The organism is Chitinophaga horti, from assembly GCF_022867795.2.
Lineage (GTDB): Bacteria > Bacteroidota > Bacteroidia > Chitinophagales > Chitinophagaceae > Chitinophaga > Chitinophaga horti.
The window spans coordinates 4790939-4811319 of the sequence record NZ_CP107006.1 but is presented as its reverse complement, the minus strand read 5'-3'; the positions used below and the strand labels follow the sequence as shown (position 1 = coordinate 4811319).

General features: G+C 50.3%; 15 protein-coding genes. 10 read left to right on the top strand and 5 right to left on the bottom strand.

Translation table 11 applies throughout. The features are described from left to right. Window positions 1–25 precede the first annotated feature (25 nt). Both MKQ68_RS19330 and MKQ68_RS19325 read left to right on the top strand, forming a co-directional pair. Window positions 26–514, top strand: a complete 489-nt coding sequence (locus tag MKQ68_RS19330; protein WP_244842402.1) for a DUF6452 family protein — start codon at window positions 26–28, stop codon at window positions 512–514. Next, complete coding sequence (locus tag MKQ68_RS19325; protein WP_264280535.1) at window positions 486–1205, top strand: DUF6048 family protein; 720 nt, start codon at window positions 486–488, stop codon at window positions 1203–1205. Before MKQ68_RS19330 ends, MKQ68_RS19325 begins: the two co-directional genes overlap by 29 nt. Before the next feature lie 4 nt (window positions 1206–1209). Here MKQ68_RS19325 and MKQ68_RS19320 read toward each other — a convergent pair whose 3' ends face one another. Beyond that, window positions 1210–1653, bottom strand: coding sequence for a GNAT family N-acetyltransferase (locus MKQ68_RS19320; RefSeq protein ID WP_264280534.1), 444 nt, complete (start codon window positions 1651–1653; stop codon window positions 1210–1212). A gap of 112 nt (window positions 1654–1765) precedes the next feature. Between MKQ68_RS19320 and MKQ68_RS19315 the strand changes: the two genes are divergently transcribed. The 3 genes from MKQ68_RS19315 (at window position 1766) to pbpC (ending at window position 11340) form a co-directional block, all read left to right on the top strand. Further along, window positions 1766–3256, top strand: coding sequence for an ATP-binding cassette domain-containing protein (locus tag MKQ68_RS19315; RefSeq protein WP_264280533.1), 1491 nt, complete (start codon window positions 1766–1768; stop codon window positions 3254–3256). 69 nt (window positions 3257–3325) lie between these two features. Beyond that, on the top strand, window positions 3326–8893 hold the full coding sequence (locus tag MKQ68_RS19310) for an alpha-2-macroglobulin family protein (RefSeq protein ID WP_264280532.1): 5568 nt from the start codon (window positions 3326–3328) through the stop codon (window positions 8891–8893). Between the two features lie 59 nt (window positions 8894–8952). Continuing rightward, window positions 8953–11340, top strand: coding sequence for a penicillin-binding protein 1C (pbpC, locus tag MKQ68_RS19305; protein WP_264280531.1), 2388 nt, complete (start codon window positions 8953–8955; stop codon window positions 11338–11340). Here pbpC and MKQ68_RS19300 read toward each other — a convergent pair. Further along, window positions 11334–12605 carry a replication-associated recombination protein A gene (locus MKQ68_RS19300; protein ID WP_264280530.1) on the bottom strand — a complete coding sequence of 424 codons (1272 nt, stop codon included), beginning with the start codon at window positions 12603–12605 and terminating at the stop codon, window positions 11334–11336. The two genes, pbpC and MKQ68_RS19300, sit on opposite strands and share 7 nt — an antisense overlap. 15 nt (window positions 12606–12620) lie before the next feature. Beyond that, window positions 12621–13118, bottom strand: a complete 498-nt coding sequence (locus MKQ68_RS19295) for a hypothetical protein (protein WP_244842383.1) — start codon at window positions 13116–13118, stop codon at window positions 12621–12623. A gap of 117 nt (window positions 13119–13235) precedes the next feature. Between MKQ68_RS19295 and MKQ68_RS19290 the strand changes: the two genes are divergently transcribed. Further along, window positions 13236–15269 carry a M13 family metallopeptidase gene (locus MKQ68_RS19290; RefSeq protein WP_264280529.1) on the top strand — a complete coding sequence of 678 codons (2034 nt, stop codon included), beginning with the start codon at window positions 13236–13238 and terminating at the stop codon, window positions 15267–15269. 206 nt (window positions 15270–15475) lie between these two features. Here the strand turns inward: MKQ68_RS19290 and MKQ68_RS19285 are convergent, their stop codons facing one another. Next, window positions 15476–15907 carry a winged helix-turn-helix transcriptional regulator gene (locus MKQ68_RS19285; RefSeq protein WP_264280528.1) on the bottom strand — a complete coding sequence of 144 codons (432 nt, stop codon included), beginning with the start codon at window positions 15905–15907 and terminating at the stop codon, window positions 15476–15478. Between the two features lie 118 nt (window positions 15908–16025). Here MKQ68_RS19285 and MKQ68_RS19280 point away from each other — a divergent pair, with 118 nt between their 5' ends. From MKQ68_RS19280 to MKQ68_RS19270, 3 genes are read left to right on the top strand one after another with little or no spacing between them, the layout of a single operon-like run. After that, on the top strand, window positions 16026–16595 hold the full coding sequence (locus tag MKQ68_RS19280) for a YceI family protein (RefSeq protein ID WP_264280527.1): 570 nt from the start codon (window positions 16026–16028) through the stop codon (window positions 16593–16595). A gap of 20 nt (window positions 16596–16615) precedes the next feature. Then, window positions 16616–17149, top strand: coding sequence for a YceI family protein (locus MKQ68_RS19275; RefSeq protein ID WP_264280526.1), 534 nt, complete (start codon window positions 16616–16618; stop codon window positions 17147–17149). Window positions 17150–17168: 19 nt separating this feature from the next. Further along, window positions 17169–17570 (top strand): hypothetical protein, encoded by a 402-nt coding sequence (locus MKQ68_RS19270; protein WP_264280525.1) that lies wholly within the window; start codon window positions 17169–17171, stop codon window positions 17568–17570. Between the two features lie 70 nt (window positions 17571–17640). Here MKQ68_RS19270 and MKQ68_RS19265 read toward each other — a convergent pair whose 3' ends face one another. Next, complete coding sequence (locus MKQ68_RS19265) at window positions 17641–19179, bottom strand: alpha-N-arabinofuranosidase (protein ID WP_264280523.1); 1539 nt, start codon at window positions 19177–19179, stop codon at window positions 17641–17643. Window positions 19180–19343: 164 nt separating this feature from the next. Between MKQ68_RS19265 and dusB the strand changes: the two genes are divergently transcribed. Then, window positions 19344–20381, top strand: coding sequence for a tRNA dihydrouridine synthase DusB (gene dusB / locus MKQ68_RS19260; RefSeq protein ID WP_264280522.1), 1038 nt, complete (start codon window positions 19344–19346; stop codon window positions 20379–20381).

Here is a 20381-nt window from a genome sequence, read left to right as displayed (position 1 = left end):
CGGCTTTTTTATTAATATTGCCATCATGAAGAGAAATCTGACCAAAGCGTTAGTGTTAATGGCGCTGACTGCCATCGGTGTTTCCGCCTGCGACGATGAAACAAAAGTCTGCAATTCCAAAACGGAAACCTATGCCAGCATCAGCTTTAAGTGGCTGGATACGTCTGGCAGGAACGACGTGGTGAAGGATTCTATATTGCCTAACCTGACCGTGCTGGCCCTTGGTGAGGATACACTTTACAAGCGGGTAGGCGGCTACCGGGCGATTACCGTACCGTTATCGGGATTGGCAGACAGCAGCCGGTTTTACCTGAAGGCCACGGCCACCGGCGTTGCCGATACCATTACCTTCCGCTACAAACGGGTGCCTCACTTTATTTCGGCAGGCTGCGGGTTTGTGAATTATTTTAATATTGATACTATCTTTAGCACGCAGAACGAAATAGATTCGGTCTTCATCAATTCAAAGCAAGTAACTACCGACAATGCAACGACGCTTACGCTGTTTTTTTAGTATCCTTTTGCTCGCAGCGGCTGTTACAGCTAATGCACAGGCGCAAAAAGACACCGTATACAAGCCGGTGGAAATACAGGGCGGCCTGCGCCTCGGTATTGACCTCACGCGTTTCGCTGTCAAGTATTTTCAGCCCTACCGTACAGATGTTACCATTGCCGCCGACGCGCAATACAACCGTAACCTGTACTTTGCCGGTGAGTTGAGTTATAATAATACTTCGCATACCGATACCAACTACTCTTATAAAGGCAATGGTGCGTCCATTACCCTGGGTATCGATTATAATTTGTTGAAGAAGAGAGAGCCGGGAGAAAAGAACATTGTGTATACCGGTATCCGTTACGGGTTTGCGGCTTTCAGTTACGATATTCCCTCCTATACGGTGCATGATCCGTATTATGGCAACTATACCGCCAGCTATCCCCGCACGAACGCCACCGCTCATTGGATAGAACTGCTGATCGGCATCCGGGCGGAAATCTTTAAGAACTTTTACATGGGTTGGACCTTGCGTGACCGCATCCTGCTGAACAAAGGACTGGCCAACCGCGATTTCCCCGCGCTGGTCATTCCGGGTTATGGCAAAGGCAATAAGAGCAATGCTTTTGACGTGATGTACAACGTGTCTTACTACATTCCTTTATACAAAATACATACAAAGGTGATGGAGGTGAAAACGAAGAAGTAGTCGCCTACTTCCTCACCATCTTTATATGTTCGATATCATCCTCGTAATACATATCGCTGGCTTTTTCGAAGCCGAATGATTCATAAAATTTCTGAAGGTACAGCTGTGCGCCTATTTTGATAGGCCCTTTGCCCCAGGTTTGCTCCACCGTATCGATACTCACCTGCATTAATTCCTTGCCGGCGCCCGAACCACGTGCATGCGCTGCCGTGAGTACACGCCCGATAGAGGCCATGTCGAACGTAACGCCGGGAGGGAACAGGCGGGTGTAGGCGGACAGGCGGCCCTGGTCATCATACCCCATCAGGTGTAACGCTTTTTGATCGTTATAGTCAAGGTCCTGGTAATTACAATGTTGCTCCACTACGAACACCGCGCTGCGCAGGTGCAGGATGTCGTACAATTCATTCGTGCTCAGTTGGGAAAACTCCCGGGTAATCCATTTCATAATCTACACTGATAATCAACCCCAAGTTTAGGATAAATTTATGAGACAGGGCTTCCGATATACAGGTAATTTTCCCAATTTTAGCCCTTACAGACCAATAGACAACGGTGCCATGGCAGATCAGCGCTTCCTTTCGTTAGAACATATTACAGTAAGATACCTGGACAAAACACTTTTTACCGGCCTAAGCTGGGAGGTGAAGAAGGGCGAGCAATGGGCGATTGTAGGGGGCAGTGGCTCCGGCAAAACGAGCCTGCTGCAAACCGTGGCGGGTAAGTTTAACGTGATTAACGGCGCCATCCGGCATCACTTTTACGAAGATTACCTGGCTACCCATGCAGTAACAGATCCCTATTTTACCTACCGGGACCTGATCGCCCAGGTATCGAGTCACCACGATTTTCGCAACCGGTCCAATATGGTGGGCGACTTTTATTACCAGCAACGGTTTAACAGTTCCGATTCGGCCGATGCGCTTACCGTACGGGAGTACCTGTTCCCTAACGGTGAAGTAGCCGATAACTCACTGGAAGCACTTAACATCCTGCCGCTGCTGGATAAGGAAGTGATCAAACTTTCCAACGGTGAAACCCGTCGCACCATGATCGCCAAAGCACTCTTGAAAAAGCCGGTGCTGTTAATGCTCGACAGTCCGTTCGTAGGCCTGGACGTGCAGGCGCGTAAAAACTTCCGGGAGATCGTGGATAACCTGGCGGCTGCCGGTACCACGATGCTGCTCGTCACCAGTCCCACCGAAATACCAGATGCTATCACCCATGTTTTGGTGCTGGAAGATGGGCGTGTAGCGGGTACTTACACCCGCGAGGCATTCCAGGCCATGCCGCACGACGATGTACAACCTGAGGCGTTTACCATGGATGCCGACCGCATCGCCGCCCTGGTAGCGGGTGCACCTGCCTTCCCGGCTTTTGAGTATATGGTGCGCATGCAGCACGTACAGGTGCAATACGGTGGCAACCTTATCCTCTATGATATTAACTGGGAAGTGAAAGCCGGCGATAAATGGGCGCTGTCCGGGCCTAACGGCGCTGGCAAGTCTACTTTGCTTAGCCTGATTAATGCAGATAATCCACAAGGTTATGCGAACGACCTTATCCTGTTCGACCGGAAACGGGGGAGTGGTGAAAGCATATGGGATATCAAGAAGTATATCGGCTTCGTATCGCCCGAATTACATCAATATTTTAACTCGGCGGCATCCTGTGCGCAGGTGGCAGGCTCCGGGTTTTATGATACCATTGGGTACATCCGCACGTGTACGGCCGAACAATTACAGCTGGCAGAAGGCTGGATGGAAGTGTTGGGCATCGGCGACTATACGAAAGCTTCATTTAAAAGTGTGCCCGACAGCGTGCAGCGATTAACCCTGCTGGCCCGCGCACTGGTAAAGAACCCGCCGCTACTCATTCTCGATGAGCCCTGCCAGGGGCTGGATGCACAGCAAAAGGCGCATTTCAAACACATACTCGAAACCCTGTGCAGCCATTTGTTCGTAACGATGATATACGTTACCCACTATGAAGAAGAACTGCCGGCCTGTGTGAATAAGTTTATCCGCCTGCAGAAAGGACGAATGGTATAAAACGTTCTTTTTGCCGGAATTAAATATTAGTTACCTTTAATTTATTATAGTCCTAAAAAACCTAGGTCAATGTACCCAAAACAATTGAGAACGGTGTTTTCCGCATCTGTTCTATGTATGATGGCGCTCCTTCTTTTCTTTGGATGTCGCAGTTCCCGCAAAGTCATCGATCCCGCGTTTGCCAAATACGTGGAAGCGTATACGACGGGCATTATTTCCAAACAAAGTCCCATTCGTATTCAACTGGCGGGCCAGTCGAGCGAGCCGCATGCGCAGAACGAAGAAGTGAATGTTGACCTGTTCGATTTTTCTCCCTCTATTAAAGGAAAGGCTTATTGGGTAGATGCATCGACTATCGAGTTCCGGCCGAATGAGAACATGGTGCCGGGTAAAGCCTACACGGCTACCTTTAAATTATCCAAAGTAATTAAGGACGTGCCGAGTGAGTTGTCGTCTTTCGACTTCGACTTCCAGGTAATTAAGCCGGCCTTTTCGGTGGAGGATAATGGGCTGAAAGCCTGGGGTAATACCTCGCTGGATCGTATGAGCCTGAGTGGTGTGGTGTACACGGCCGATGTGGAAGATCCGCAGATCATTGAAAAATTACTGACCAATCAATACGACGGCAAACGCCTCGCCATCACCTGGCAGCACAATCCGGCCGGCCGCGAACATAAATTTACGATCGGTAATATCCCGAGAGGTAACCAGGCGAAAAGCCTGAACCTGCAATGGAATGGCAAAGAGTTAGGCATTGAAAGCAGCGGCGCCCGCAACCTGGACGTGCCCGCGATCGGCGACTTTAAAGTGCTGGACGTACGCCCGGTATATGAGCCGGAGCAATACCTGCTGGTGCAGTTCTCCGATCCGTTGAACGCCGCGCAGAGCCTGGACGGTATGCTGGGTATTACGGGCATCAGCGACCTGCGTTTTTCCGTAGAAGGTAGCGAAGTAAAGGTATTCACCCCCGAGCGCCTGGAAGGTAAGTACAACCTGGCGGTGAACGAGGGCGTGTTAAATGTAAACGATAAACGGCTGGACAGGGCCTTTGGTGTATCGGTGGTGTTTGAGAACAGGCAGCCTTCCGTAAGCATTCCCGGTAATGGTGTGATCATGCCTTCCACCGGTAAGCTGGTACTGCCTTTCGACGCGGTAAACCTGAACGCCGTAGACGTATCCGTTATCAAAATATACGAAAAGAATATCCCGCAATACCTGCAGCGCAACAGCCTGAATGGTGATAATGAGTTACGTCGTGTGGGCACACCCGTAGTGCAAAAGACCATTCGACTTGACCTCGACCGTTCCCTGAACTTGCATCGTAAAAATCGCTTTAACCTCGACCTGGAAAAGATACTTCGTACCGAACCGGGTGCGATTTACCGCGTAACCATCGGTTTCCGCAGATCTTACTCCCTGGCTGGCTGTAATGGCAAAGAAGCCCAGGGCGACCAGGCAAGTAGTGAAGATGAAGAGGGCAGCTATTATGGTGAAAAGCTTGATGAGGATGATGAATTCTGGAGCCGTTATGACAGCTATTATCCGTACGGCTACAACTGGGAAGAACGTGAAAGCCCTTGTTCTAACTCTTACTACAATAAAAATAAATGGGCTTCCCGAAACATTCTTTCTTCCAATATCGGGTTGATAGCGAAACGCGGTAATGATAACAGCATGCTGGTAGCCGTAACCGACATTCGCGACGCCAAACCTTTGAGCGGCGTGGAACTCGAGCTGCTCGACTACCAGGGCATCGTACTCGAAAAAGGCAAAAGCGACGGCGATGGCATCGCTACTTTCCAACTGAAAAGGAAACCTTACCTGCTGATCGCGAAGAAGGATGCCGAACGTGGCTACCTGAAACTGGACGATGGCAGCTCGCTGCCACTCAGCCGCTTTGACGTGAAGGGTGAGGAAGTGCAGAGCGGTATTAAAGGCTTTATCTATGGAGAACGTGGCGTATGGCGTCCGGGCGACTCCCTGTACCTCACTTTTGTCCTGGAAGATAAAGACAACAAACTGCCAGACAATCACCCGGTAACGATGGAGCTGTACAACCCGAAAGGCCAGTTGTACCGTCGCATTACACAAAATCAATCGCTCAACGGATTTTATAAATTCCATACTTATACGGAGTCCGAGGCCATTACCGGTAGCTACTCTGCCAAAGTAAAAGTTGGAGGTGCCACCTTTACTAAAAATGTGCGCGTAGAAACGGTGAAGCCCAACAGGCTGAAAATTAAAGTGGACTTCGGCTCCGAAATACTCAGGAAAAGCAGCACAGGTACCTTGAGCGCCATGTGGCTCTTCGGTGCTACCGCGCAAAACCTGAAAGCGAAAGTAGATGTGTCACTTACTTCCGGTAATACCAGCTTCAAGAAATTCGATGGTTATCATTTCGACGATATGGTATCATCTTTTTCTGTAGAAAATAAAACCATCTTCGAAGGCAGCCTGGGCGAGAGCGGCAGCGCGCCGTTGTCAACTTCATTGAACGTGGAGAAACAGGCGCCCGGCGTACTGAACGCCAACTTCGAAGTGAAAGTATTTGAGCCGGGCGGCGATTTCAGTATCGACCACTTCTCCATGCCTTATCATGTATTTAACAGTTACGTGGGCATCCGCGCACCGGAAGGCGACCGTTTAACTGGTATGCTGGTAACGGGTAAAGATCATGTGGTGAGCCTGGTAAATGTAGACGTAAACGGCAACGCGGTTTCTGGTACGCGCACCGTGGAAGTAAGTTTATATAAAGAAAGATGGAGATGGTGGTGGGATGAAAATGAAGCAGACTACTCCAACTTCTTCAACGACAGCTATAATCAGTTCTTAGGCAAACAGCTCGTAACGCTGGTAAATGGTAAAGGCACTTACAGCCTGCGCATCGATCAGCCGGATTGGGGCCGTTATGTGATCCGTGTGAAAGACCCGGAAAGTGGTCACGCTGCGTCGCAGTCGGTGTACGTTGACTGGCCGGATTGGGCGAACCGTATGGCAAAAGAGAATCCGGGCGAGGCAGCCATGCTGGTGTTTAACGCGAACAAAACGAAATACAACGTAGGCGAAACCGTTACGCTCACTATCCCAAGTTCCGAAGGTGGTCGTGCATTGATCAGCATCGAGTCGGGTAGCAAAGTGTTGAAGACAGATTGGATCGGCACCAACAAAGGCCAAACCGTTTACACGTTTAAAGCAGAGGCCAACATGGCACCGAATGTGTATGTGAACATCAGCCTGTTGCAACCACATGCGCAAACGGCGAACGATCTGCCGATCCGCATGTATGGTACCGTGCCTATTCTTGTAGAAGATCCGAATACCATTTTACAGCCGACCATTAAAATGGCGGATAAATTAAGGCCGGAAGAAAAAGCGTCTATCACTGTTGGCGAAACGAATGGTAAGGCAATGACCTACACCATCGCCATCGTGGACGAAGGGTTGCTCGATCTTACCCGCTTCAAAACGCCAGATCCGCACAGCGCATTTTATGCCCGCGAAGCACTCGGCGTTAAAACCTGGGACCTGTTCGACTATGTGATCGGTGCATGGGGTACCGACCTGGAAAGGATCCTGAGCATCGGTGGTGACGAGGGATTAAATAAGAACGCCAGTGGCGCGAAGGCCAACCGCTTTAAACCTGTGGTGACCTTTATGGGGCCTTTCTATCTTAAGAAAGGAGATAAACAAACGCACCAGTTCCAGCTGCCGCCTTACATCGGCTCCGTGAAAGCCATGGTAGTAGCAGGTCATGAAGGAGCGTACGGTAAAGCAGAGAAAGTAGTGGCGGTGAAAAAGCCGTTGATGCTGCTGACTTCATTGCCACGTGTGTTAGGGCCTACCGAAACCGTGCAGGTACCTGTAACCGTATTCGGCCTGGAACCGCACGTTCGCAACGTAAACGTGACCATCGCGCCGAACGCATTGTTCGACGTAGTAGGAGAGCGTACTAAAACCATCACCTTTAACCAGCCCGGCGAGCAAATGGTGTACTTCGATGTACAGGTAAGAGCGCTGGCAGGTGTTGGTAAGGTGACCTTCACGGCTACCAGCGGTAAGGAACGCGCCGAAGAAACGGTGGAACTCGAAGTGCGTAATCCAAATCCATACATCAGCAATGTAATTGAAGCCGTAGTAGAGCCAGGTCAGAACTGGAGCAGCGCGTATTCGCCTGTGGGTATGTCCGGCACGAACACCGGCACATTGGAAGTGTCTTCTATTCCACCACTGAACCTGGGTAAACGGTTGAACTACCTGATCCAATACCCGCATGGTTGCGTAGAGCAAACTACATCATCTGTATTCCCGCAGCTAACGCTTGGTTCGATTATAGAACTGTCGCCAAACAAACAGGCTGAAATTGATAAGAATGTGAAAGCAGGTATTAACAGGCTGAAGTCGTTCCAGCTGTCTGACGGCGGCCTGGGCTACTGGCCTGGCGCAGCTGAATCTGACGAGTGGGGCACGAATTACGCCGGTCACTTTATGCTGGAAGCGCAGCAACGTGGTTATGCACTGCCGGCCGGCTTCCTGGAGCAATGGAAAAAGTACCAGCGTAATAAAGCCGTTGCCTGGACCGTCAACTCCCGCAACTTCTACGGTGCAGACCTTGATCAGGCTTACCGCCTGTACCTCCTGGCACTCGCGAAAGCGCCGGAAGTAGGTGCGATGAACCGACTGAAAGAGTTCCAATATCTTTCCGTACCGGCAAAATGGCGCCTGGCCATGGCCTACCAACTCGCGGGGCAGGCCGAAGCCGCTACCAGCCTGGTAAAAGGTTTGGGTACAGAAGTGAAACCATATACACAATTAGGCGGCACGTATGGCTCCGACCTGCGCGACCGTGCGATGATACTGGAAGCGCTTACGCTCATGAAGCAGCGCAACTCGGCAGGCAGCCTGTTACGCCAGGTGGCAGCCGATCTGTCAAAAGACAGCTGGTACAGCACGCAAACAACTGCTTACGCGCTGATCGCTATTGCCAGGTATTGTGGCGATAATAAACCGGGTGGAAAAATGAATGCCGGTTATACTTTGAACGGTACCTCCGGAAACCTCAACAGCGTTACTTACCTGGCACAGGTGCCCATCACTTTCCGCGGCACCGCCGGTGGTAATGCTGGTGTAACGAACCGTGGTCAGGGGCCGCTGTTTGTAAGGCTCATCCTCGAAGGGCAACCAGAAACCGGTCAAAACCCATATGCGTCTAATGATCCGGAAATATTGACCATGGATGTGCAGTATAAAAACAGGAATGGTCAGTCCGTTGATCCGTCGTCGTTACGCCAGGGCACCGACTTTGTAGCCACTGTAACCATGCGTAACCCGGGCCGCCGTGGTTATTATGAGCAGATGGCGCTTACACAGGTGTTCCCGTCCGGTTGGGAAATTATTAATACCCGGTTGATGGGCAACGACAGCACCGTACGCGTATCGCCGTTTACTTACCAGGACATTCGCGACGATCGGGTGTACACCTACTTCAACCTGGAAGAGAACAAGACCGTTACTTACCAGGTGTTGCTGAACGCCGCTTACACCGGTAGGTATTACCTGCCAGCCACCGCAGCAGAGGCGATGTATGATAACAGCATCCACGCCTTTGTGCCGGGTAAGTGGGTAGAAGTGATCAAGTAATTAAGAGAAAGAATATAACAGGCCCGTTGTCACTATGGCAACGGGCCTTTACATGAAAGATGAAGGAACGACTGAAAAAGTGGGCGATCAAGAGAAAGTGGTGGCTGGCAGGTCTTGGCGTATTACTCATCGCCTATTACTTCTGCCTGCCACGTAAACTGTTTATGGCGCCCACCTCCTACGTGGTAGAAGACAGCAACGGTGAGTTGCTGAGCGCTGCTATTGCCGGCGACGGGCAATGGCGCTTTCCGGGCGATAAAGAAGTACCGGCAAAGTTTGCTGCCTGTATTACCGCTTACGAAGACAAACGTTTCTATTACCACTGGGGGGTAGATCCTATGGCGATGGGCCGTGCTATCCGGCAGAACTTCGGAGGTCGTAAAGTGGTGAGCGGCGGCAGTACCATCACCATGCAGGTGATTCGCTTACATCGCAACCAGCCGCGCAACCTTTGGCAAAAGCTGATCGAAACTATTCAGGCAACGCGCCTCGAGTTCCGTTATTCCAAAAAATCGATACTAGGACTGTACGCTGCTAACGCCCCTTTCGGCGGTAATGTGGTAGGCCTGGAAGCTGCATCGTGGCGATATTATGGCCGCAAGCCTGCACAGTTGTCGTGGGGCGAAATGGCAGCATTGGCGGTTTTGCCTAACAGTCCGGCCCTGGTGCACCCCGGCCGCAACAGGCAAACGTTATTGAATAAACGAAATCATTTGCTGGAGAAGTTGCGCGACAATGGCACCTTCGATAGCGCTACCTGTGACCTGGCTAAGCTGGAGCCTATACCGGACGAGCCGCTGGCGCTACCGCAGCTGGCACCGCACCTGCTGGACCTTTTCAAAACACAACAAGCCGGCAATAAAGAAGACACACGCGTGAGAAGCTCGATTGACGGGCAATTGCAGCGGAACGTGATCGATATATTGTACAGGCATCATGCGGGCTTCAGGGCGAACGGTATTAATAATGCGGCTGCATTGGTGTTGGATGTGGAAACCGGTAATGCATTGTCTTATGTGGGCAACATTTACTCGCCGGGCAATGTGGAGCTGGAGAGTTATGTGGATGTGGTGCAGGCGTTGCGGAGTCCGGGCAGTACGTTAAAACCTTTGCTGTACGCGGCGATGATGAGCGACGGCCAGTTGTTGCCTAATAGTTTGGTGCCGGATGTGCCTACGCAAATAGCAGGTTACACGCCGCAAAACTTCGATCTCGATTACGATGGGGCTGTGCCCGCGAGTCATGCCCTTTCACGTTCTTTGAATATTCCCGCGGTGCGGATGTTGCAGCAATATCGTTACCAGCGTTTTCATGCCCTGCTGCGCCGCCTGGGTATTACCACCTTTACCAAACCTGCCAACCATTATGGTTTGTCGATGATACTCGGTGGTGGCGGCACTACCTTGTGGGAGCTGACTGGCGTGTATGCCAGCCTGGCGCGCACCTTACTGCACATGGAACAGCACGAGGGTAAATATGATGAAGATGATTATCATCCACCCGGTTACAAATTGAGCGAAACTCGTCCGTCCCAACATAAGCTGAGTCCCTATGGTATTATTGATGCCGCATCTATCTGGTATGCTTTTCAGGCGATGGAAGATGTGATGCGGCCGGGCGAGGAAATGTTATGGCAGCAATTCTCATCTTCCCAACGCGTAGCATGGAAGACGGGTACCAGCTTTGGTTTTAGAGATGGATGGGCGATTGGCGTAACACCACAATATGTAGTAGGTGTTTGGGTGGGTAATACAGATGGCGAGGGGCGGCCCGGACTGGTAGGCGTTTCCACTGCGGCACCTGTGATGTTCGAAATCTTCCGGCAGTTGCGAACGACCGGCTGGTTCGACATACCATCATCCTTAATGAGGAAAATAAACGTATGCCGGCAAAGTGGTTATCGCGCCGGTGCATATTGTGAGGAAACGGATTCTGTAATGGTGCCCGCGGCAGGCTTGCGTTCCGTCGTGTGTCCGTACCACCAACTCGTACACCTGGATGCCACCGGCAAATACCGGGTAACGGCCGCCTGTGAACTACCCCAGCAAATGCAGCATAAAAGCTGGTTCGTATTGCCTCCGGCGATGGAATATTATTACCGCAGCAAACACCTGTATGAACAATTGCCGCCCTTTAAACCCGGCTGCGACACCGGGGACGAGCCTGGTCACGCGATGGACCTCATCTACCCAAGACCTAATGCGCGCATTTATGTACCACTTGAGTTAGGCGGGGAACGTGGCGAAACCGTATTCCGCGCGACGCACCGTAACCCGGATGCGAAGATATTCTGGCACCTGGATAATGCATTTGTGAACACGACAGCGAACTTTCACCAGCTGGCATTACGGCCCGCACCAGGTAAACACACGCTTACGCTGGTCGACGAGGCGGGCGAACAAGTGCAGATCCAGTTCGAGATATTAGATAGGGAAAAGGATCAATAACCGTATTTGTCTTTCCAGAGATTTTTGAGGTAACGGCGTAATTCGTCTTCGCGCTGATTATTGCCAGGATTGTAGAACTTTGTGCCTGTGAGCCCTTCCGGCAAGTATTCCTGCGCAGAAAAGTTGTTTTCGTAACTATGCGAGTACTTATAGTCCTTCCCGTATCCTTGTTGTTTCATCAACTTGGTAGGTGCATTACGGATATGCATGGGCACCTGCAGGTCGCCTGTTTGCGACACCACACTTTGCGCACGGTTGATCGCTTCATAAGAGGCATTGCTCTTTGGTGACGAGGCGAGGTAAGTCACGCATTGCGAAAGGATGATGCGCGATTCCGGATAACCGATCATCGATACCGCCTGGAAGCAGCTCGTAGCCAGCAACAGCGCGTTCGGATTGGCATTGCCGATATCTTCTGATGCCAGGATCAGCAGCCTGCGTGCTATGAACTTTACATCCTCTCCACCTGCGATCATACGCGCCAACCAATACACGGCGCCGTTAGGATCACTACCGCGGATCGACTTAATAAAAGCAGAAATAATATCGTAATGCTGTTCGCCGGACTTATCGTAGATGGCTACACGCTGTTGTGCGATGGCCATTACTTTTTCATTTGTGATCACAATGGGAGATTCGTGGCCGAGCGATTGTACCACTAGTTCGAACAGGTTTAACAGTTTACGGGCGTCGCCGCCGGAGATGTTAAACATCGCCTCTGTTTCCTTTAGCTCGATCTGTTGATTTTGCAGCCATTCGTCCCGCTCCATCGCCTGTGCGATCAGCTGGTGCAGCTGCTCGGTACCAAGACCTTTCAGCACATACACCTGCGATCGCGACAGCAAAGCCGCATTCACTTCGAAAGATGGATTTTCGGTAGTGGCACCGATCAGGGTGATCGTACCTTTTTCAACAGCACCCAGCAATGCGTCCTGCTGCGATTTATTAAAACGATGGATCTCGTCGATGAATAACACCGCCTGTTGCTGGTGTTTAGCCATCTCTATAACCTCACGTACTTCCTTTACGCCTGCCGCAATAGCGCTGAGCGTGTAAAAAGGTACGTTCAATGTATGTGCTACAATGTTAGCGATCGTTGTTTTTCCTACACCCGGAGGTCCCCACAGGATCATGGATGGGATCTTACCCTGTTCCAGCGCCCTGCGCAGGATGCTTCCCTCGCCGGTGAGGTGTTCCTGTCCAACAAGGTCGGCCAGGGTTCGAGGGCGGAGGCGTTCCGCCAACGGTATGGAGGAATGTTGCATCTTCTTACAAAATGGTTAAAGTGAATCGCGGTTATCTTTTTCTTCAGGTAATTCATCGCGCAGGCGGCGGGAGAATTGTACTGAAATAATGCAGTTCAGCAGGATCGTGGTGGCATGAAAGATCGTGAGACCCAGCTGCACTTTCTGCAGTGTATTATCCGGCACCTTGTCCATATGCTGCATTTCACGCGCCTGCTGAATAATGTCCGGGTTGCGGAAATACACCATCAGGAAAGATACCAGCAGTATGCCATAAATAAATGCGCCGATCGAGCTCAGGTTAACCAGCATCGGCAGGCGCGGATCTACGGGCGTACCGGGTTTCAAAAAATAACGCTGCAGCCGTAAACACCGCGTGTTATGGATAAATGCCGGCAAGAGCAGCAGGAAAGCGATTATCAAAAGGGCGGGCATGGCCCAGCCTTGCAATAAGATGCCAAACATTTCCAATGCAAGCACAACAATATTACTGATCGTCAGAAAACGGAAGAAGCCAAGCTTTAAATTCATCATGCAGCGCTGTTTTCACATAAATAAGTCCTGCAAACGTACGAAATTTTCATGCCGATCACGGCACTGCCTGCCAGAACCGGATTTTCCATAACTTTAGCGGTAATAAACCTGAATTGAATGTATAAGAAAATTCTAACTGTTACAACAGTGCTGGCCGCCGGCTTGTCCCCAATAGCCAGTCATGCACAAAAGGCCGCTAAAGTGCCTGCGTTCGACATGTCGTCGATCGATAAAACGGCGTCGCCCTGCTCCGATTTCGACGCATTTGCCAACAACAACTGGAAAAAGAACAATCCTATCCCCGGCACCGACAGCCGCTGGGGCGCCTTCAACATCCTCGATAAAGAGAATAAAGAAGTGCGGTTGAAAGGTATCATTCTCGGCATAGTGGGCAAATCCGGCTTCAAAAAAGGCAGCGAAGAACAGCAGATCGCCGATTTCTACAAATCCTTCCTGGATACCGTTACCATCGCAAAACGCGGCATCACCCCTTTGGAGCGCCAGCTGCGCATGATCGACGGTGTACAAAGCCTGAGCGAATGGGCGATCGTTACCGGCGAAATGCAGAAGTACGGCGTATCTACCGTGGCGGGATTTGGCGTGGAAGCAGACCTGAAGAACAGCAAGATCAATGCACTGTATGAAGGGCAGGACGGGCTGAGTCTCGGTGAAAGAAGCTACTACGACCGAACCGACGAAAGCACCGAAAAAGTGCGTGCCGAATTTGTACTGCATGTTGATAAAATGTTTGCCCTGGCCGGTTTCAAAGATGCCAATCCGGGTAAAACTATTCTCGATTTCGAAAATAAAGTCGCCAAACTGCAACTCACGAACGTAGAATTGCGCGACCCGGTGAAAACCTATAACAAAGCCGCTTTCGGTGAACTGAAGCAACTGATGCCCGACTTTGACTGGAGCACCTTTGCTACCGTGCAGGGTATCAAGTCTGATTCTGTGATCATTCAGAACAGGGAATACCTGCAGGGGCTGAACAAACTGCTGAAAGAAACCAGCCTCGAAACGCTGAAAACATATTCCCGCTGGCAGCTGCTGACCCGTTTCGCCGGCTTCCTGTCTAAACCACTGGACGATGAGAACTTCCGCTTCTTCGCGACCGTGATGCGCGGTACTAAAGCACAGCGTTCCCGCATCGACCGTGCCATCCGCTCAACCGACGGCACCATGGGTATGCCACTGGGCAAACTGTTCGCCAAACAATACTTCCCCGAATCATCCAAACAGAAAGTATCTGAGATGATCGAGAACGTACGTACCGTGTACGGTGAGCGTGTAGACCAGTTAACCTGGATGAGTCCTGAAACAAAGAAGATGGCCCACAAGAAACTGGCCGCTTTCACCTACAAGATCGGTTATCCTGATCAGTGGAAAGATTACTCAAGCATCAATATCGAACCAGGTAAACTGGTGGAGAATGTGATTGCTGCTGCACTTTACAAACATGAGGAGAACGTAGCGAAGATCGGCAAAGCAGTAGATAAGAAAGAGTGGATGATGACGCCGCAAACCGTGAACGCTTATTACAATCCGCTGAACAACGAGATCGTGTTCCCTGCCGGCATCCTGCAGCCGCCTTTCTTTAACCCGGATGCGGATGATGCGATCAACTATGGTGGCATTATCGCGGTAATCGGCCACGAATTCAGCCACGGCTTTGATGATCAGGGATCGCAGTTCGATGCGGAAGGTAATTTGCAAAACTGGTGGACAGAAGAAGACCGTAAAAACTTCGATGCCCTTTCCGGAAAGTATATCAACTACTTTAACGACATTGAAGTGTTGCCTGGTTTCAAGGTGAATGGCGCGCTTACGATCGGTGAAAACATCGCTGACCTGGGCGGTCTTACACTGGCTTATTACGCCTTGAAAAAGTCACTGGAAGGTAAGCCGGAGCCGAAGCTGATCGACGGCTACAACTGGAAGCAACGCTTCTTCCTGGGTTGGGCGCAGGTATGGCATGCTAACATTACGGAAGCAGCGCTGCGCAACCAGATACAAACAGATCCTCACTCACCGGCCAGGGAACGTATTAACGGCCCGATGCCGCATCTGAAGGAGTTTTCCGACGCATGGGGTTGTAAGCCTGGTGATAAGATGGTGTTGCCTGAGGGGCAACGTATCGTGATCTGGTAAAAAAATTAGCAACTTGATATTGGCGGTCCGCTTTGCAGAAGGCGGGCCGCTTTTGTTTGTTTAAATCATGGATAGAGTTGCCAAAAGTTCGCAAGCCCCTTTCCATGAGTAAGAAACATATTATATTTGGGATGAAGTAAGCAACCAGGAACATGCTTAACTCGTAAACAGTCCGGAAAAGTTAGAGGAACTGAAGCCATAGCTATTTAGAAAACCAGTTTCTTCTCTTTGAAGTTTTGACGGGCTTCCTCAATTTCATCGCGATGCGAGGTAGCCCATTCCGCCAGCTGCAGCATCTGGCCTAAAAGGCTATGACCGAGTGAAGTGAGGGCATATTCTACCCGCGGAGGTATTTCCGGGTAAATCTGGCGCGAAACAAGGCCGTTTTCTTCCAGCGACCGCAGTGTAACAGTGAGCATGCGTTGGGAAATTCCATTCACTTGCTTTTTGAGCTCGTTAAAACGGGCCACTTTATTTTGACCGAGCGCAAGGATGGTAAAGATCGACCATTTGTCGCCAAGGTGTGCCAGGATGTCTTTAATCGGACAAAGGATACCTTCGCAATGTTCCATGTCGAAAACTTTATCAATTTTATTTTCGATCGTAAGTTCTTGATTTTCAGTATTAGTTACTATCATGATACCAAGGTTTAGTTCAGTTCCTTCTTGGTGGTAATCGAGTTATTAAATAGCTTTGAGTTACTAAAGGTAACTAAATTTACAATTATTCACACTACCTAAATTTTAAAAAACGAAGATGAAGAAGATTACATTTATCGCAGCGAGCTTAGTTTTTTCCGTATCTGCCTTTGCACAAACCTGGAAACTGGATGCCGCGCACTCACGCGTAGGTTTTAGCCTCGTACACATGGGCGTTAACGAGTTTCATGGCAGCTTTAAACAAACTGATGCCGTTATCACTTCCTCTAAAGCTGATTTCACCGATGCTACCATCGAAATCAAAGCGGAAGTAGCAAACATCAATACAGATAACAGCCAGCGTGACCAGCACCTGCAGAAAGAAGATATGCTGGACGCCGCTAAATTTAACGCAATTGCTTTCAAAAGCACTACCTTCAAAAAAACAGGTGCTAAAACTTACGACGTAGCCGGCGAACTCACTTTCCACGGTGTAACTAAACCTGTTACCCTGAAAGCAGAACTGGTGGGTACTACTACGCATCCAATGAACAAAAAAGAAATCGCGGGTTTTAAAGTGACCGGTTCTTTCAAACGTTCTGACTTTGGTGTTGCGCCAGGTATGCCAGAAGCGATGCTGAGCGATGTAGTTAAAATCGAAGCCGACACCGAGTTTATCAAAGGCTAATTTTTAAAACAAAGAATTTTATGAAGAGGTTATTTTATGCATTAGCGCTCGTGATCGCAGTAGCGGCCAGCGCGTTCAAACCCGTAGCGGGCATAGATTGGAAGATTGCCGGAGGTTATTCCATTAAGTTTTCGGCAGGGGAAGCGGCAGGTATATTCAAAGAGCTTAAGGGTACGATCAGCTTTGACGAGAGTAACCTCAATGCATCTAAATTCAATGTTACCATCCCCGTTGCGTCTATTAATACAGGCAATGCGCTGATGAACAAACACGCCAAAGGCACCGACTGGTTCGATGCGGGCAAATACCCGAACATCACGTTCACATCTTCTAAAATTGTAAAGGCAGGCGCCGGTTACCAGGCACAGGGCACACTCGAGATGCACGGTGTTAAAAAAGCGGTAAACCTTCCCTTTACTTTTAAGAAAGCGGGCAATGGCGGCGTATTTACCGGCACATTTACCGTAAACCGTAACGACTTCAGGATCGGCGAAGCCGGTGGCGATGTGTCAAACGAAATCAAGCTGGAAGTTACTGTTCCTGTTACTAAATAGTCACTTTAAAAAATAGCGCATGTTTAAGAAACTTTTGTTGCTGGCAATTATTTCCGGTGTACTGGCAGGCGTGGCCTCGCTGGCTTATGCTAAAGTATATGCAGAAAATACAGCAGGCGAATTTCCGTCGGTAGTGACGACCAGCGGCATTTTCATCACCTGTATCGGCGGAACATTGCTGGCGGCTATTGGTTACTGGCTGCTGCACAAACTGTTGAAACAACGGACAGAACCAGTGTTTAATTTGCTTTTTACCATTCTCAGCTTCGCGTCGCTGCTGGGGCCCATCTCGCACAGGTTGCCGCTGGAAATTGAAATGCCCGAGTTATTCCTCGGTCTTACCGTTCCAATGCACTTCTTTCCTGCGCTGGGCTGGTTTACCCTCAAGCCGCTTTTCTTTAAATCGGCACCAGAGGCCTGAGTTAAGTAAGGTATAAAATAGTAAAAGCCCGTTCCGGAAGGAGCGGGCTTTTGTTTTTTGGGTAGATGCGTTATTTTAATTCCAATACGACTACCGATAATTTAGGCAGCGTCACCACTAATTCTTCTCCCTCTTTTTTAGCACCCTTGAAAGCTGCAGGTACTATTTTGCCTGGCTGCTCAAAGGTGTTGATATCTGTAAATTTAGGCGAAGTGATGATCTGGCCGGTTACATTTTTCCAGCTGCTGCCGTTCAGCGCGGTGCGAATCGTAATGTCCTTGTTCGGGTCGATATTCACGAACGAGATATGAATTGCGCCGGAAGCATCCTGCGAAGCAGATACGTTCACCGCTTGCAGTTTGTCGTTCTCAGAGTTGTATTCGGGGCCAGCCAGCTGCACAGGCAACAGTTTAGCGTCCTGGTGTACTTTGTACAGATCGAATATGTGATACGTGGGCGTCAGCAACATCTGGCGGCCTTTGGTGAGGATGACAGCCTGCAGTACGTTCACGGTTTGCGCCAGTTCGGCCATCTTTACGCGATCGGCGTGGTTGTTAAAGATGTTGAGCGTCGTGCCGGCAATGATCGCATCGCGCATGCTGTTTTGCTGGTAAAGGAAAGCAGGGTTGGTGCCAGGTTCCACGTTCGTCCAGATGCCCCATTCATCAACCACCAGACCTACTCTTTTATTCGGGTCATATTTATCCATGATGATAGAGTGGCGCTGGATGAGCGTTTCCATTTCCATGCAGCTTCTCATGGCCAGGAAGTACTCCCGCTCGTTGAACTGTGTAGCAGAACCTTTGTCGCCCCAGTTTTTAGGAATGGTGTAATGGTGCAGTGACAGCCCCCACATCATGTTCAGCGGGATGTTTTTCATCATTACTTCCGTCCAGTTATAATCGTTGCTATTTGCGCCGGATACGATCTTTTTAAGACGAGCGTCCGGGTAGTTTTTACAGAACGTAGCATAGCGGCGGTATTCGCCTGCATAATACTCCGGTGTCATGTTACCGCCACAGCCCCAGCTTTCGTTGCCTACGCCCCAAAACTCAACACCCCAGGGTTTATCGCGGCCGTTCTTTTTACGCAGGTCGGTCAGCGGGCTCAGTCCGTCGAAGTTGAGGTACTCCACCCAGTTGTTCATTTCCTGCACGGTGCCGCTGCCTACGTTGGCGCTGATGTAAGGCTCGCAATCGATCAGGCTGCACAGCTCCAGGAACTCGTGGGTGCCAAAGCTATTATCCTCGGTTACGTTACCCCAGCTGGAGTTAATCATTTTTGGACGGTTTTCGCGCGGACCAATGCCATCGCGCCAATGATATTCGTCTGCAAAACAGCCACCGGGCCAGCGAAGGTTGGGGACTTTTATCTTTTTCAGTGCCTCTACCACGTCCATACGGATACGGTCTTTCTTAGGGACCTGCATGGTGTCACTTACCCAAAATCCGTCGTAAATACAGCGGCCCAGGTGTTCGGAAAAGTGACCGTAAATATGCCTGCTGATCGTTTCTTTGGGAGCGTGGGCGTTTACCAGCAGTCGGGCCTGCGCATAGGAGGAAAGTACAATGCCCGCCATGGCGGCGGCCAGGAGTATCGCTCTTTTCATAACGTTGTGTTAGTTTCTCGAAAAATAATAATAAATGTCGGTCTGACAAGTATTTTTTGGATTAGCGGGCGAATCCTGGTCTGCCTGTACGTCCGCTGACGTTCACGCCCATCTCCCGAAATTGGAGTATCTTTGCCCTCCTGAAGGATCATATTATCAAAAAAATGGTTAAGATTGAAAATATAGAGCTGCCGGACTTTCCGTTACTGCTGGCGCCGATGGAAGATGTGAGCGACCCGCCTTTCCGTGCTGTGTGCAAGGAAAACGGGGCCGACCTGATGTATACGGAATTTATTTCCAGCGAAGGCCTGATCCGCGATGCGATCAAAAGCCGGAAAAAGCTGGACATTTTCGACTACGAACGGCCAATCGGCATCCAGATATTCGGTGGCGACGAGGATAGCCTCGCCATGGCCTCCCGTATCGTGGATGTGACCAATCCCGACCTGCTGGACATCAACTTTGGCTGCCCCGTAAAAAAGGTGGCCTGTCGCGGTGCCGGTGCCGGGGTGTTGAAAGATATTGACCTGATGGTTCGCCTCACAGCGGCCTGCGTAAAAGCGACCCGCCTGCCCGTAACGGTAAAAACCCGCCTCGGCTGGGATGACCAGAGCAAAAACATTGAGGAGGTAGCCGAGCGCCTGCAGGATGTAGGCATCAAAGCCCTCTCCATCCACGGCCGTACGCGCGCCCAGATGTATAAAGGCGAGGCCGACTGGACCCTCATCGGAAAAGTGAAGAACAATCCCCGCATCAAGATCCCGATTTTCGGGAATGGTGATATCGACAGCCCGCAAAAGGCGCTGGAATATAAAAACCGCTATGGCGTAGACGGCATTATGATCGGCCGCGCAGCGATCGGTTATCCCTGGATTTTCAGGGAAATCAAACATTTCGTGCAAACGGGCGAGGTGTTGTCCGGACCAAGCGTACAGGAACGCGTAAACGTTTGCAAAACGCATCTGCGTAAATCTGTAGAATGGAAAGGTCCGATCGTGGGCATCAACGAAATGCGCCGCCACTACTCCAGCTACCTGAAAGGTTTGCCAAACATTAAAGAATTCCGCAACCGCCTGGTGGTACTCAAAACACCGGAAGAAGTAGAAGCTGTGCTGGACGAAGTGCTTACCACTTACGACGGCGTGGAAATCGAGCATTCGCCGATCGAATTGATCAACTATCACGAAAAATGCCCGCTGTAA